The organism is Virgibacillus salinus (assembly GCF_900102415.1).
Classification (GTDB): Bacteria; Bacillota; Bacilli; order Bacillales; family Amphibacillaceae; genus Lentibacillus; species Lentibacillus subterraneus.
Window position 1 is genome coordinate 807483 of the sequence record NZ_FNKD01000001.1, and the last position, 15207, is coordinate 822689.

The 15207-nt window shown below is 38.3% G+C and carries 14 protein-coding genes and 1 pseudogene; 13 read left to right on the forward strand and 2 right to left on the reverse strand.

Annotation, left to right across the window (positions count from 1 at the left end; genetic code table 11):
- Positions 1 to 523: 523 nt before the first annotated feature.
- Positions 524 to 931: pseudogene (locus BLS02_RS19385) on the forward strand (CAP domain-containing protein); the annotation flags it as partial.
- Between the two features lie 20 nt (positions 932 to 951).
- Entirely contained in the window at positions 952 to 1812 is an 861-nt protein-coding gene (locus BLS02_RS03885; protein ID WP_092491642.1) for a protein phosphatase 2C domain-containing protein, read from the forward strand.
- Positions 1813 to 2076: 264 nt separating this feature from the next.
- Here the strand turns inward: BLS02_RS03885 and BLS02_RS03890 are convergent, their stop codons facing one another.
- Positions 2077 to 2751, reverse strand: a complete 675-nt coding sequence (locus BLS02_RS03890) for a Crp/Fnr family transcriptional regulator (RefSeq protein ID WP_092491643.1) — start codon at positions 2749 to 2751, stop codon at positions 2077 to 2079.
- Positions 2752 to 2802: 51 nt separating this feature from the next.
- On the opposite strand from BLS02_RS03890, the gene BLS02_RS03895 reads away from it, so the two are divergent.
- The 8 genes from BLS02_RS03895 (at position 2803) to BLS02_RS03930 (ending at position 12023) form a co-directional block, all read left to right on the forward strand.
- A complete protein-coding gene (locus BLS02_RS03895; protein WP_175559430.1) occupies positions 2803 to 3933 on the forward strand; it encodes an aminotransferase class V-fold PLP-dependent enzyme in 1131 nt (376 codons plus the stop codon).
- A gap of 21 nt (positions 3934 to 3954) precedes the next feature.
- On the forward strand, positions 3955 to 5427 hold the full coding sequence (locus BLS02_RS03900) for a Na+/H+ antiporter NhaC family protein (RefSeq protein ID WP_092491645.1): 1473 nt from the start codon (positions 3955 to 3957) through the stop codon (positions 5425 to 5427).
- A 10-nt stretch (positions 5428 to 5437) separates the two neighbouring features.
- Positions 5438 to 6583 (forward strand): aminotransferase class V-fold PLP-dependent enzyme, encoded by a 1146-nt coding sequence (locus tag BLS02_RS03905; protein WP_092491646.1) that lies wholly within the window; start codon positions 5438 to 5440, stop codon positions 6581 to 6583.
- A 209-nt stretch (positions 6584 to 6792) separates the two neighbouring features.
- On the forward strand, positions 6793 to 7590 hold the full coding sequence (locus BLS02_RS03910; protein WP_092491647.1) for an ABC transporter ATP-binding protein: 798 nt from the start codon (positions 6793 to 6795) through the stop codon (positions 7588 to 7590).
- On the forward strand, positions 7568 to 8329 hold the full coding sequence (locus BLS02_RS03915) for an ABC transporter permease (RefSeq protein ID WP_092491648.1): 762 nt from the start codon (positions 7568 to 7570) through the stop codon (positions 8327 to 8329). The genes BLS02_RS03910 and BLS02_RS03915 overlap by 23 nt, the downstream gene beginning before the upstream one ends.
- 21 nt (positions 8330 to 8350) lie before the next feature.
- Positions 8351 to 9361, forward strand: a complete 1011-nt coding sequence (locus tag BLS02_RS03920) for an aliphatic sulfonate ABC transporter substrate-binding protein (protein WP_092491649.1) — start codon at positions 8351 to 8353, stop codon at positions 9359 to 9361.
- A gap of 179 nt (positions 9362 to 9540) precedes the next feature.
- Positions 9541 to 10440, forward strand: coding sequence for a DMT family transporter (locus BLS02_RS03925; protein WP_092491650.1), 900 nt, complete (start codon positions 9541 to 9543; stop codon positions 10438 to 10440).
- 260 nt (positions 10441 to 10700) lie between these two features.
- Complete coding sequence (locus BLS02_RS03930) at positions 10701 to 12023, forward strand: M14 family zinc carboxypeptidase (RefSeq protein ID WP_092491651.1); 1323 nt, start codon at positions 10701 to 10703, stop codon at positions 12021 to 12023.
- A gap of 81 nt (positions 12024 to 12104) precedes the next feature.
- On the opposite strand, the gene BLS02_RS03935 is transcribed toward BLS02_RS03930, so the two are convergent.
- Complete coding sequence (locus tag BLS02_RS03935; RefSeq protein WP_254788714.1) at positions 12105 to 12557, reverse strand: hemerythrin domain-containing protein; 453 nt, start codon at positions 12555 to 12557, stop codon at positions 12105 to 12107.
- A gap of 210 nt (positions 12558 to 12767) precedes the next feature.
- Here BLS02_RS03935 and BLS02_RS03940 point away from each other — a divergent pair, with 210 nt between their 5' ends.
- From BLS02_RS03940 to BLS02_RS03950, 3 genes are read left to right on the forward strand one after another with little or no spacing between them, the layout of a single operon-like run.
- A complete protein-coding gene (locus BLS02_RS03940; protein WP_092491652.1) occupies positions 12768 to 13592 on the forward strand; it encodes an amino acid ABC transporter substrate-binding protein in 825 nt (274 codons plus the stop codon).
- Entirely contained in the window at positions 13576 to 14280 is a 705-nt protein-coding gene (locus tag BLS02_RS03945; protein WP_092491653.1) for an amino acid ABC transporter permease, read from the forward strand. The genes BLS02_RS03940 and BLS02_RS03945 overlap by 17 nt, the downstream gene beginning before the upstream one ends.
- A 15-nt stretch (positions 14281 to 14295) precedes the next feature.
- Complete coding sequence (locus BLS02_RS03950) at positions 14296 to 15045, forward strand: amino acid ABC transporter ATP-binding protein (RefSeq protein WP_092491654.1); 750 nt, start codon at positions 14296 to 14298, stop codon at positions 15043 to 15045.
- Positions 15046 to 15207: the final 162 nt, after the last annotated feature.

Genomic DNA, 15207 nt, shown 5'->3' on the forward strand with positions numbered 1-15207 from the left:
TGAGGGACAAGAGGGACAGGCTCATCGTCCCGTTAATTATGTGATTTATTTTATCATATAATCTAGCAGTTTTCTTTTCGATTAAATTAATTGAGATTTGGTGATAATGCCTAATAATATTTCAAGTTTGTTTTTTAATGATAAAAAAAGGGAAATATTACATAGTGGGTATTCATGCAGATATCACAGACGATATAGACAGTCTGACTACAGGAATGATATGTTTAGAGAGATTTCACAAACGAAGGAGTGAACACAAATGTTGAGATGGTTATTTGTGTTTGTGGCTATTTTATTTATGGTGTCGATTCAAACACCAGATACAGTGCAGAAAACGTGGAAGGCTGACAAAATAGAAGCAGCGACTTTTGATAAATGGACAATAAATATAAAAGAATGGCTCGCTGACAATGATATAAGTGTAGCGGAAGTTAAAGATAATTTAACTCAATTGGTGAGAGTTCCAAGAGGTGGAGAAACGAACCCAGGAAGTTCTACAGAGCAAAGTGCGTCCTCGGACCTTGAGGCTAAAGATCCTTCCGAGTTTGAGAAGAAAGTAGTTGCACTCGTTAATGAAGAACGGGCAAAAGAGAACTTAGATCCACTAAAAATGCATGACCGTCTAAGCAGTCTTGCCAGAAAGAAATCGCAGGACATGGCTGAAAACAATTATTTTAGCCACACATCGCCAACATACGGTTCACCTTTTGATATGATGCAGCAATTCAACTTTAACTATAGCTTAGCAGGTGAAAATATTGCAGCCGGGCAACGCAGTCCTGAACAGGTTGTAGAGGGCTGGATGAACAGTGAAGGTCATCGAAAAAATATTATGAAGGATGGATTCACACATATTGGTGTTGGATATGTTGAAGGTGCTGGGCTGCCATATAAGACCTACTGGACGCAATTATTTATGACACCAAGGTAGGTTGGGGGAGGTTAATTGATTTGAAAATAACCAAGATATACAAAAAGGGCGATAAAGATATTAATGAGGATGCCTATGTTATAAATGAAGATGCTCATATCTTTGCAGCTATTGATGGTGCAACAGGTTTGGATGGTATGCCGGGCTATCTAGCTTCACATGCTGTACAGGAAGAATTGCAGCAGGTTACACAAGCTAAATCCCTCTATGAAAGTATGCAGGCAGCAAATTACAGATTAAGTGAAAAAGCTGTGGAATACTATGAGACTAGTTTTAGAAAATTAGATACTCCCAGTATTAATGAGATACCTAAAAAGCAGAGAAGTTCAACAGGTGTAGCTGCTGTCCAATTTGAGCAAGATGGGTTAGCTTTTGACTATTTTCATGCAGGAGATTGCATGTTGTTCCTTAAATATGAAAGCGATGAAATACGTACTGTTACTCATGATCTGGTCCAATACCTGGATAAAGAGGCAATTAGTGAATTGGTTAAGTTACGTGAGGAAGCAGGAAATGATTTGGATTTAAAAGAGCTTCGAGAAAAGGTTAAACCTACGTTGCTACGGAATCGGGATAAGCTTAATTCGGCTGATGGTTACAGTGTTATTGATGGCAGTGATAAGGCGTTTGATTATATAGAATATGGTAGAATTCCGCTCAATAGAGTTACTGGAATTCTTTTATTAAGTGACGGGCTACTTTTGCCAACAGAACTTGATGAAATCAATGCTTGGAGTAAGACTGCTCAAATAGCTTTTGACAATGGTCTGGAGGGATTATTGGATGAAGTTGAGAAAAGAGAAGAGGAAGATCCGCAGTGTATGAAATATCCTCGAATGAAACAGAGGGATGATAAGACTGGGGTTTTGGTTGAATTGTAATTGAATTGTAGTAGGGTAGGACTAAAGCTATAGAGTCCAGAGAAGCTCCAACAGATAAAAAGAACAAACAGTTAATGTTCCTTCAATAGTCTTATTCAGCATCCTCGACTGCTTGCGAAAATCCACTAAATCAATTTCTTTTTTGTAAGCAGGACGTTCCTACTTCCGCTGTTAACAAATTTTCCTAAATCTGAAAATATAAAAAAGTCTGTTAATATGTAAAGTATTTAACAGACTTTTTATTTTGCTTAGGGCACAATTGTACTAGTTAGTGGTATTGATTAACCTTGATAATTTTGGGATGTGATAAAACTTACCTTTTTTTACTAAAATTTGTTGTTTCAACAAATTATTTACCGTATTTGCGACTGTTACTCTACTTGTCCCAATTAGGTTTGCAAGTTCTTGATGAGTAAATTGAATTCGGATGGTAATTCCGTCGTCCTTTTTATTACCGTAGTTCATAGCAAGATGGTAGAAAGCGTCACAAATACGTTTTATAGAACTTCCATATGAAAGGTGAAGGTTATAGACAGTAGCTAATCGTAATTTGGTGTTTAGCAAATCAATGTATTGTGCCATAAGATCTTTATTATCATAGATAATCGATTCAAATTTGGCGTAGGGTATATACGCAATGCTAACTGAAGAGGCAGTTACTGCATTTTCAAAGTAGGTGTTATCTTTTCGTACCCGGTTTTCGCCCATTAGACAGTTTTTTCCGGCTATTGATATCGCTTTTTCTCTCCCATCACTTGATAGCATAAATAGTCTTACACGTCCGGACAGAACTAGAAAAACAGTGTCTGCTTGATCGCCTTGGTCGTAGATATGAATGTTTGAAGTGAGTTCTTTCGTTTTCGCTTGGTCAATAAGTGGGCTCCAGTCATAGTCTAAGTTTTCTAACCAAGGGGATATTGTTTGCGTTAGTATTTCCATTTTAATTATGAACCTCCCACTATATTTATAGTTTTGAAAGGAATGATTATAGTGATAAATGATATTAATAAAATAAGAGAGTCTTTTCCAATTTTAAAAAATAAAATCCAACTTTCAAGCTGCTCTCAAAGTGCGATGCACGTTGATGTGAAAGAGTCTATTAATAAATACATGTCCTCCTGGGAAGAGAACGGAATGGATTGGGGAGGATGGATGCAAGCTTGTGAAAACGCTCGTTCTGAATTTGCAAAAATGATTAATGCTGATCCTAGTGAAATAGCTATTGTATCTAGTGTATCACATGGTGTATCAAGTATAGCAACTAGTTTAACAGATCAGAAGAGAAAAAAAGTTTTAGTTGCTGATTTCGACTTTCCTACAGTTGGTCATGTTTGGCTATCTCATCAAGATAAATTTGATATAGATTTTATTGGTCATAAGAAAGACGGATTTATTGAGGCTGAGGATTATGATAGTCACATTGATGATCAAACATTAATTGTAAATACCTCGCATGTTTCCTTTTATGATGGTTTTAAACAAGATTTAAAGGAAGTTGCAAAAGTTGTCCATGAAAAGGGAGCGTATTTATCTGTAGATGCTTATCAATCGTTAGGTCAATGTCCTATTGATGTTAAGGAAATGGATATAGATATGCTGACTGCCGGTTTGCAAAAGTACGCTTTAGGTATTCCGGGTATCGCATTTTTATATATTAAGAAAGAAATTGCGGACCGGATGACACCTAAAATTACAGGATGGTTTGGGCAGAGTAATCCATTTGCATTTGATATTAAAAACGTTGACTACGGAGGGGGGACAAAGCGCTTTGATTCAGGAACATTTCCGATGATTAACGGTTTTGCGGCAGAAGCTGCGTTAAAAGTATTAAATCAATACTTAATAGGTGATATTGAAGAACATTTAAAACTATTATCTCAGATTGCGATTGAAGAAGCAGCAGAGAGGGGGTTAATGGTTAAAAGTCCTAATTCACTAAAGAGTAAAGCTTCTAACACTGCAATTTATGTAGAAAATGCATCAGAAGTTGAGGGTTTATTAAAGAATGAAGGTATTATTGTTTCAGCTCGAAATGACGTTGTTAGAATCGCTCCACATTTTTATAACACCAAAGATGACGTTAGGTTAGCAATAAAAGAACTTGCTAAATTAGTTAATTAATCTTTTGGAGGAGGAGTCAACATGTCTCGAGATAAGCAGGATGTAACGAATAGAAAACTGGAATTCTATGGGGGCGTACCGATTTTACTGGTTCCCTTTGGGGTAATGTTTATTGGAATCTTATGGCTTGGGTTTACTGGAGCAGCTTTACCAGAAGCCTTTTGGCCGATGATTTTATTAGCTTTACTAGTAGGACTAATGTTAGCAAAGAATAAAAAGGTATATATAGACTCACTAATACAGGGGATTACCTCGCGTATGCTGGCAATTATGTTATTAGCATGGTTTTTAGCAGGAATTATGGCTAAGTTATTGCAATCAACTGGCCTTGTTGAAGGATTGGTGTGGTCTTTATTGGAAATAGGGTTATCAGTTGCATGGTTTCCGTTAATTGCATTTTTGATTACAGCTCTTATTTCTATGGCAACTGGAACAGCAGTTGGCTCGTTAATTGCAGCGAGTCCTATATTATTCCCTGTTGGCTATGCGCTAGGAGGAGATCCGTTGCTAATAATTGGTGCAATTATTGGTGGTGCTTATGTAGGTGATAATTTGGCTCCTATTTCAGATACGACAATAGTTTCTGCGTATTCGCAAGGAACAGATATTGATAGAGTTGTTAAGAGTCGCCTTAGGTACGCAATTGCTGCAGGTTCCATAACTATAGGGCTTTATATCATTTTTGCACTTTTTTCTAATAGTTCAGGATCAGTTCAGCCACCTGAAGATATTTCACCTCTAGGATTAGTTATGTTATTAGTTCCTGCACTACTGTTGTTTTTAATGATAAAAGGGCGAGACCTTGTTGAGGGTTTATTATACTCTAATGCCTTTGGACTTATTTTGGGGCTTGTGACAGGCTTAATAGGGTTCAAAAATATTTTGTCTATAAACCGTGAGGAGTTCACTGCTGGAGGGATTATTTTAGATGGTATTTTTGGGATGGTAGGAGTTGCTGTCTTTACAATATTCCTGATGGCCTTAATTGGGACACTTCAACGTGGTGGTTTTTTGGATTGGCTAATTGAAAAGGCTGAGATTGTAGCTACTACACCACAGCGTGCTGAAGTTGTAATTGTATTCGCTACGCTAATTTTAAATGCACTAACGACAGCCGGTACCCCTTCAATGGTTATGTTAGGTGATTTTGTTAGAAGACTTGGACATAAATTTAGGATTCAGCCCTGGAGAAGAGGTAATTTACTTGACGCCGGCTCCACATCAATTATTGGATTTTTACCTTATAGTGTAGGGTTGTTAATTCCGTTTGCATTTGTTGGCGGAACGGTTGATTTAGCTGTATATCCAAATTTTAACCCAGTAGGTGTTGTACCTTATGTGTTTTACTGTATAGCTATGGTCATTGTAATCGTGTATGCAGCATTTAGTGGATGGGGTCTTGAATTTATGAGTGAAGATGAATATCAAGCAGAATCAATAGATATTTATGGTCATGAACAAAATGATAACGATTTCAATAAGGCGGCGAAGTGAGGATTGTTAGATGGTATATTTTGATTATGGCTCACTGGGTATACCAGATAAAGAGGCTCTAAAGGAAGCAGAAGTATTTTTAACTCAGCTACCAATGAATATTATAAGCGAAAAAGACTATACATTGGAAATGGTAACACTAGTAGAGAAAACACGAGAACAAATAGCTGATTTATATAACGTTTCTGCTGATAACATAGCGTTTATTTCCAATACAACAGAAGGTCTCGGTACTATTGCATCTGCTTTAAGAGATTCTGAAATTGATGTTGAAGTAGGGGTTCCAGATATTGAGTTTATGTCCAGTGCACTCGTATGGGATCGTTCTGATGGAATACACTACTGCCAGACCAGGGATGGGATAATTTCTGCGAATACAATAAATAACTGTTTGAGCAGGGATGCCAATATTCTGTGCATGAGTGCTGTTCAAGAAGTAAGTGGATACCGTTTCTCATTCCAGGATCTTTTGAAGTTACGTGACAAAAAGTCTAATGAATTTTGGATAATTGATGGGATTCAGGAGGCAGGTGTATTTAGACGTGACTTAAAAAATGATCAGATTGATGCATACATTGTAGGTGGACATAAATTATTAAATAGCCCATTTGGATTAGGCTTTATGTACATTAGTGATCGTTTGCTTAAACAAATATGTCCAGCTTATTATGGATACTTTAATCTTAAGGAGCCTAAGGTAGGTTGGGTTAATTATCTTGAATCACGAACACGGAAGTTAGTTGATTTAACTGATATGTCACGTCGAAATGATGCCAGTATTTTTGAGTCAGGTGGAATGATAAATGCCCTTGGAGCCCTGATGCTAAGTAAAAGTATTGCTTGTTGGCAGAACTTTGGCATAGACGTTGCTATAGAACATATTATGAAGTTACAAAAATTATTTAGAAGTAGAATGTATTTAATGGAAGGTTATGAGATTTTAGGGAGTGATTCACCAAATACATGGTCATCCATTATAACATTAACAAATAAAGATGGGATTGATAAAGAGAGGCAGTTATTTAATAAACTTTCCGAGAACGATATGAAAGTTAGTTTACGATCTATTAACGGAATTGGAGGAATTCGAATCGGGTTTCATTATAGAACAACGGAAACAGAAGTTGAGCAGTTGGTTGAGATGATTAATGGATAGATATTTAAATAGACGCCCATTGACTAATCCTCAGCAAACCCCACAAATATTATGTGGGGTTTTTTAAATGTGTGGCTAATTTTTATGAAAGAAGGATTCATCAATATGCATAAATAGGAACAAAAACCATTGACACATGCAAGGCAAGATGAGTATACTGTAATAACCAAGTTAGTTGATAGGAATTGTCATAAAAAGGAGGGAATTCATTGTTTCTTGAATTGAATCATGTTGGAAAGACTTTTACAGACGAGGAGAAGCAGTCATCATTTGAAGTATTTTCCGATATTGACATAAATGTATCTGAGAACGAATTCGTGTCTATTCTAGGACCCTCTGGCTGTGGGAAATCAACCTTACTATCGATGATCGCAGGGCTTGAGAGCGCAACGTCAGGGTCAATTCTGCTTCAGGAAAAGGAAATTAAACAGGCCGGACGAGAACGCGGTATGGTTTTTCAGCAACCTTCCTTATTCCCATGGCTCAATGTTCGCGATAACATTACCTTTCCATTAAAAGGAATTATGAGTAAAAAAGAAGCTAATGAACGGGCCGATCACTATCTTAAAATGGTCCACTTAAGCAGATTTAAAAACAGCTTTATTTATGAACTGTCAGGCGGGATGCAGCAACGTGTTGCCATTGCTCGAGCTCTCGCAATGGATCCGAAGGTCTTATTAATGGATGAACCATTTGGAGCGTTGGACGAACAAACACGCCATATACTGCAGGATGAGTTAATAAAAATTTGGCAGGAAACACAAAAAACGATCCTCTTTGTAACGCATAGTATCCAGGAAGCTATTAAACTGTCAGATCGTGTCATTGTGATGGGGACGCGTCCCGGCAGAGTGATTTCTGATTTTAAAGTCGATATACCAAGACCTAGAAAGCGTGAGGACCAAGTCGTAATTGAACATGAAAAGAAAGTCATGGATTTGCTTGAAGGTGAAATAAAAAAAGTCTTAGAGGAAGAGTTATCAAATGAAATTCAATATAGTCGTTAAACGTGTATTATTTTTGGCCGCAATCATTGGATTATGGCAGTTAGTTTTTTCGATAAATGTGTTTGCAGATGTTGTTTTTCCGTCCCCTGGTAAAGTTTGGACAGCATTGTATGAAGGATTTACGCAAGGGGATTTCGTCAAGGCACTAGGGGCGAGTTTTAAACATTTATTTGCAGGATTGTTCATGGCGATTCTCCTGGGAACGATTGTCGGTGTGATACTAGGCAAATCGAAACAGGCGGATGAAACAGCGGGCATGTATTTAATTGCATTGCAAAGTATACCGAGTATTGTCTGGGTTCCGCTTGCTATTATGTTATTTGGATTCACCGAATTTGCTGTCGTATTTGTCGTTGTGTTAGGCGGCACATTTGTGATGGCCTTAAATGTCAGGTCGGCAATTCATAATGTACCACCTCACTTCGTTCGAGCAGCAAGAACGATGGGAACAAGCGGGTTTGGATTATTTTACCGTGTTGAAGTACCTGCAAGTATTCCATATTTCATGTCTGGTGTCAGGCTTTCCTGGGCATTCAGCTGGCGCGCATTAATGGCTGGTGAATTATTGAGTAATGGTCCCGGATTGGGATATTCATTGAGATACGCACAAGACTATGCCAGGATGGATCAGGTTATTGCCATTATTATCATTATCGGACTGATTGGAGCAATCGTCGATCAACTTGTATTTTCTAAATTAGAGAAAAACGTTATGAAACGTTGGGGATTAGTTAAATAAAATGAAGGGTGGAAGTGGAAAATGAAGAGATTTTTATCAATTATAGCATTAGCAGCACTTAGTCTCGTATTAGCTGCATGCGGGAGCAGCGGTGAAGCATCAGGTGGAGATGAAAGTGGTGATGGTTCAAAAGAAATTACGATAGGATACTTCCCAAACATTAACCATGTTGCTGGGATGGTAGCTGAAGAAAAAGACTTGTACTCAGAAACACTACCAGACGGAACAACAGTAAAATATCAGTATTTCCCGGATGGTTCAGCCTTTATGACAGCTATTGAAACAGGTGACATCCAAGGTGGACTCGTTGGACCAGGGCCAGCGATGAATCACTTCACAAGTGGAGCAGAAATTAATGTTGTTGGTGCAGGATCAACAGGTGGTACGGTGATTATGGCTAGAAAAGACGCCAATATCGAATCACCAGAAGACATGAAAGGAAAAACTTTTATCTCACCACGTGTAGGCTGCACGCATGATGTTCAATTTGAAACAATGATGAAGGAAGAATATGGCATCACATCCGACCGAACTGGTGGAGAGATGAAGCATGTTACAGGTAAACCAGCAACATATCACAGCATGTTTACCACAGGAAACGTTGATGCAGCTACAGTTCCTGAACCATGGGCATCTGTAATCGAGGAAAAAGGAAGCGGTAAAGTACTCGTAGATACTAAAGATGTTGCATATGGTGAAACATTACCAGCAGCTGTATTTGTAACGTCACAAGATCTAGTCGAAAACAAACCTGACCTCGTTCAAAGTATCGTGGATGGTCACAAAAAAGCAACAGAGTTCATTCAAGATAACCCAGCAGAAGCTAAAGAAATTGCTATCAAAAAGATAAAGGAAATTACCGATCAGGAACTTTCCGCATCTGTTATTGATAACGCATGGGAACGAATTAATTTCACATATGAAGTTGATGCAGAAGTATTACAAGAATTCGCAAACTCCTCCCATGATCTTGAATTCTTAAAAGAAAAACCAGACCTAGAAGGATTAGTTGATACTAGTTTTATTGAATAATTAAGGAAAAAGCCAGCCACGGAGCTGGCTTTTTGCTTGGACTGGGACGCTGGGGACAGGAACCTTGTCCCAGTGATAGAAATGGGGGGGACAAGGGACCTGACCCCACTGTCCCGTGACAGTTCCCTGGTAGTATTGTAGAGTAGAAGAATCAACTGTGGAATTAGGTGAAGAGTTTTATGGTTAAAATATATATTTTATTATTACTGGTAATGTTAATGTGGGGGTTAAATCTATCGGCGCTGAAGGTGCTTGTTGATGCAATTGACCCGATGCTGTTGACGTCTTTTAGAATTATGACTGCCGGGGTTGTTGTGCTGATAATTTGTGCTGTGATGGGGATATTCAGGTTACCTCGCAAGCATGAGTGGCTGGTCATTTTTTACATAGCCATTTTTAATGTCGTTTTACATCATTCGTTTGTTGCGATTGGTCTAGATTTGACATCGGGTATAAACGGGGGGTTGATTTTAGGGATGATGCCTCTGGTTACCGTGATGATGACTGTAATCATTTTGCGTGAGCGTGTTACGTGGCTCAGGGTCTCTGGATTCATTTTAGGATTTATTGGAGTGGTCGTAACAACATTGACAGGTGCTGATGGATTGGCTGCTATTTCATTAGGTGACTTCATCGTGTTTTTGGGAGTTATCGTTCAGGGGTTTAGTTTTGTTCTGATTAGCAAACTGAAACCGACATTTGATCCACGTCTGGCAACTGGTTACATGCTTTTACTTGGCTCGGTTTTTATTTTTATATTGAGCCAGGCTTTTGGTTCAGAAATTCAGGAGATTACCTATCTGTTTGATTGGAAGCTGGGAGCGGTCTTTTTGTTCAGTGCAGTTTTTGCATCAGCGTTTGGCCATATGACATATAATTATGCCATAAAAAAAGTAGGACCAGCAGAAGCAGCCCTATTTATCAATATGAACACACTTTTTGCGATCACCGGAGCATCTATCTTTTTAAATGAAGTAATTACGATGAATCACATAGTTGGATTTATCTTGATTTTGAGCGGTGTGTTTATTGGAACAGGTGCTGTAGAGTATATGTTGATGAAGAGGAGAGGGACGTAGGGTCAGGTTCCTCGTCCCGCATCTACCAGCCTCTCATTGCCCCAATCCCCCTGCCTTCCAAATTCTTTATGAATTCGAAGACAATACTTTTATATGAATTTCCGTACAATATGGATTTTATAGTCTATTTTACCTGTATTTAACAGTTAACTAGGTGAACACTACTATTTGTTATAAAATTAAAACAATTCTAATTAATCATGAAAATATAAGTCTATTACTCTATAATTAAACTATCAAATCACTTAGGAGGAATAGACATGAAGAAGTTAATCAAGTTAGCAATTCCTATCACGTTTGTATTCACATTAGTCTTCTCATCAAGTGTTACTGCAGACCCGCAATCTCGTCCTAATGGCCCTTACGTCGAAAACGAACAAAACATTTCGCTTTCTAGCTATATGAGTAATGAGGAATTATACAAAAAACTCCAGAAACTGGAAAGAAACTCTAATGGAAAAATGAAGCTTGATATAGCAGGTTATTCAAATCTATCACCAGATGGATATAGTACAGCGGAGGACAAGGGTGAACCACTCCATGTTGTGAAATTTGGTGATAGTGATCCAGATAAGAAACGAGTACTTATTACGACACAAATCCATGGCAATGAACAAATTAGTACGGAAGCTGCCTTGGATATTATCAAAAAGCTTTCATCAAATGGTAAAGAAGTAAATGAAATTTTGGAAAATGTATCGATATGGATTATGCCACGTATTAATCCGGAAGGTGCAGACAATAAATATGAGGATAGCTGGTATCCAACTAGGTATACGCATCAAACTTGGGATCCGGAAGCATTAGGATTACCGGCTGATACTTTAGCACCTTGGTATTATAATGAGGATGGCAGTGAACGAGCTCAAAATAACAATGGGCGCATCGTTTATGGAATTCCGGGATATGATCAGAATAGGGACTATAACCCGAATCTTGACCTTAATATTGAAGACCAGGACAAGTCAGAAGTTGCTGATTTTCTGAATAGTCGCTCTACCAATAACAGTAGATACGGTGGCTTTTATGTAACAGCTGAGTCAAGAACGGTAACATCTGTATTTCAGGAATTTCAGCCTGATGTGTTTGTAGATGTTCACCACCGTGGATTTAACACTTTATCAGACGAGGACAATCGTTCCGTTCCTGTTCAGCTCGCTGCCGTAGTAGCGACACAATCGTATGAAGATCCTTTTTCTGGTAAAAAGTATGAGGTTGATGAGGATGTCTTAAAGCTTGGAAAACAAGTAAACGCACTTTCTTATCTTACATTACAAACTGGTAACTCACATTTTGGAGCAATTCAAAAGTATCCAGATGTAAATCTGCCAGGTACTGCATTAGGAGCATTTGCACTAAATGATGCTGCTATTATGTTAATTGAAATTAAAGGCCAAACCCAAACATTGGGCCAAAAACAAAATGGTATGCTTAAAGAAACTGTTAAAAAGCCACTTTATGAAGTGTTTAAGGGGCTATCAGATGGAACGATTAATGATGTAGATCCACAAATCTACGATGATATTCCTGTATCAACTAATAGAATAAGTGATCCGACAACTAGGGAAGATGACGCTTTTTAAGTTGATCCGAATAAGAGAGTAACCACCTCATTTTTAGAGAGGTGGTTATTTATTCGGAAAGAATTTTCAACTACCGATGACTCAATGCAAATAAGGGGATAGCTCATGAAGCTTGTCCTCAGGTAATGCTTTTTCTATCATGGGAAAAATCATTCGTTCTTCCTTTCGGATATGTGCCTCTAACAGTATACCCAACTCGTGCATGACATCTAAACTGACATCTTCTCCATTGATAAGATTATCCATTTGTGCGCGTATCTTTACGTGTTCCAAAAGCATCTCTATTATCTCCGGCTGATCTACTTTTGCATACTGGGCGTATGCAGGTAAAAGAAATTCCTCTTCTTCTCGAAAATGCTGTTGCCCATTTGGATTCCAAAATTGATCGGTTTCCTGCTTAATTTCTTCTATTGTTAAACGGCTTTCATCTGTTCCAGCTCGTTTTAGCTTCAGTGCTAAGTGCAGCCCAATCATATGGTGACGTGACAGAGGTTGTAGTGACTCATGACGTTTAATGCCTTTACGGTTTGCCATTATAATCCTCCTCTTGTGCCTATCCAATTTTTTCCTCATTATAGCATTTTCAGGATTAGGGACAAGCACCTGACCCTCCGTCCCGGGTTAATGAAATTCTAGTTTTAGGTAAGTATATAAATAAGTTCGAAATCAATTCATTTACATATTGGGTTTGATACTTTATAATCAATTAGACATTATTCCGATAAGATTACTGGGGGTATAAATATGAAAAAATTATTTTATTTGTTGGTACTGGCAAGTTTAGTGGCTGTTATATCGGCATGTGGATCTGGCGAAGAGCAGCAAAATAACAGTGCAGATAATGAATCAGGAGAAAAAACGGCTAGTTTATATGATCAAGTTATGGAAAAAGGTGTTCTTACTGTAGGAACGGAAGGCACATATGCTCCGTTTACATTCCATAATGCAGAAGACAAATTAACTGGCTATGATGTAGAAGTCATCCGGGAAGTTGCAAATAGAATGGATGTTGACGTTGAATTCATGGAAACAAAATGGGATTCGATGTTTGCAGGCTTGAATTCAAAACGATTTGATCTTATCGCTAACCAGGTAGGAATCAATGAAGAACGTAAGGCGAACTATGACTTTTCCGTGCCTTACACATATTCATCAGCAGTGGTTGTTACACCTAAAGATAATGAAAGTATTGATTCGTTTGACGATTTAAAAGGGAAAAAGTCCGCACAGTCCCTTACAAGTAACTTTGAAGAGATTGCTAAAGAAAATGGGGCGGAAATCGTTAGTATTAAAGGTTTAGCTCAATCAATTGAATTGCTGAAGCAAAGTAGAGCAGATGTAACAGTGAATGACAGACTCGCCGTCCTCGACTATATCCAGCAGCAGGGATCAGAGCAAATTAAAATTGCTGCCAAACAGGATGATGCTTCCAAAACGGCATTTGCTTTTAATAAAGGGAATGAGGAACTAGTTAATGCGGTTGATAAACAATTGAAGGCAATGAAAGAAGATGGCACACTAGCTAAAATTGCAAAAGAATGGTTTGGTGAAGATGTTTCTTCCAAGTAATATATTATTTACCATAGATGCAACGATGGGAGGCTGGGAGTTATTCAAAAACTCTTTGCTTCCAATGATTTTAGGCGGGATTCAATATACAATCCCGCTTACTTTAATAGCATTTACCGTTGGCTTATTGTTCGCACTATTGCTTGCCATCATGCGGCTTTCCAAATCAGCATTTCTCCGCGCACCGTCTATTGCAATTGTATCGGCAGTCAGAGGGACGCCCTTGCTTGTTCAATTATTTATTGTGTTTTATGGGCTGCCAAGTCTTGATGTAACGATTGACCCTTTTCCAAGTGCGGTTATTGCATTTTCGATTAACGTAGCGGCATATGCATCAGAAATTATTCGTGCTTCTATTTTATCTATTTCAAAGGGTCAATGGGAGGCCGCATATACGATTGGGATGACCCAAAATACAGCGCTTAGGCGAATAATTCTTCCTCAAGCGACAAGGGTATCCGTGCCACCGTTATCCAATACGTTTATCAGTCTGGTGAAGGATACGTCGCTTGCTTCGTTAATTCTTGTCACGGAGTTGTTCAGGAAGGCACAAGAGATTGCGGCTGTAACATACGATTTCATGCTTATATATATTGAAGCGGCATTTTTATATTGGGTTGTTTGCTTTCTGTTGTCACTTGTTCAGCAGGCAATCGAAACCCGACTGGAGCGTCATATTTCTTCCTAGGAAGGTGAATTATCTGTGTATTTAACTGTGAATGGCTTGACCAAATCATTTGGAGAGTTGGAAGTATTGAAAGACATAAATTTAACAATCGAAAAAGGAAAAGTATTATCAATTATAGGTCCTTCAGGTTCAGGGAAAACAACACTACTTCGCTGCCTGAATGCATTGGAACAGCCAAATGAAGGAACCTTTTCATTTCATGATTCTTTTAATCTGGATTTTTCCAACAAAATCCATAAACGGGATGTATTGAAATTGAGAAGAAAGTCCGGGATGGTGTTCCAATCCTATAATCTTTTTCCACATAAAACTGCACTGGAGAATGTGACAGAGGGTCCCATTATTGTGCAAAGAGGTAAGAAGGAAGAGGAGCAAAACAGGGCAATAGAGTTGCTTACAAAAGTAGGGTTAAAGGATAAAGCAAATCTTTACCCAAATCAGTTATCCGGCGGTCAGCAGCAACGGGTTGGTATTGCACGAGCATTGGCAATTAAACCTGAACTGATGTTATTTGATGAACCTACTTCTGCATTAGACCCAGAGTTAATCGGAGAAGTATTATCCGTCATCAAAGACCTGGTAAAAGAAAATTGGACAATGGTTGTCGTAACCCACGAATTACAATTTGCCGAACAGGTATCCGATGAAGTCCTGTTTATGGATGAAGGTTATATCGTCGAACAAGGTCCTCCAAGTCAAGTGCTTAAGGAACCAAAAGAAGAGCGGACGAAGCAGTTTCTGAAAAGGATACTGAATCCAGCGTAACGGACCAGGGTTCTGGGTATGAATGTAAAAAGCCGAAATTCCATTTAGGAGGAATTTCAGCTTTTTTGACAAGTAAGAAAGTGTAGATACTTTCTTACTGCATAATTGCAACTAAGGCTTATCTATATTAAAGCTTGGCGATAAGCCAAGTTTTCTAATGGG

Bases quoted from the DNA above. Each gene is read 5' to 3' on its own strand.
- BLS02_RS03890 (WP_092491643.1), bottom strand. From the start codon at position 2,751: ATGGAAATACTAACGCAAACAATATCCCCTTGGTTAGAAAACTTAGAC.
- BLS02_RS03900 (WP_092491645.1), top strand. From the start codon at position 3,955: ATGTCTCGAGATAAGCAGGATGTAACGAATAGAAAACTGGAATTCTAT.
- BLS02_RS03905 (WP_092491646.1), top strand. From the start codon at position 5,438: ATGGTATATTTTGATTATGGCTCACTGGGTATACCAGATAAAGAGGCT.
- BLS02_RS03915 (WP_092491648.1), top strand. From the start codon at position 7,568: ATGAAATTCAATATAGTCGTTAAACGTGTATTATTTTTGGCCGCAATC.
- BLS02_RS03920 (WP_092491649.1), top strand. From the start codon at position 8,351: ATGAAGAGATTTTTATCAATTATAGCATTAGCAGCACTTAGTCTCGTA.
- BLS02_RS03925 (WP_092491650.1), top strand. From the start codon at position 9,541: ATGGTTAAAATATATATTTTATTATTACTGGTAATGTTAATGTGGGGG.
- BLS02_RS03930 (WP_092491651.1), top strand. From the start codon at position 10,701: ATGAAGAAGTTAATCAAGTTAGCAATTCCTATCACGTTTGTATTCACA.
- BLS02_RS03935 (WP_254788714.1), bottom strand. From the start codon at position 12,557: ATGGCAAACCGTAAAGGCATTAAACGTCATGAGTCACTACAACCTCTG.
- BLS02_RS03940 (WP_092491652.1), top strand. From the start codon at position 12,768: ATGAAAAAATTATTTTATTTGTTGGTACTGGCAAGTTTAGTGGCTGTT.
- BLS02_RS03945 (WP_092491653.1), top strand. From the start codon at position 13,576: ATGTTTCTTCCAAGTAATATATTATTTACCATAGATGCAACGATGGGA.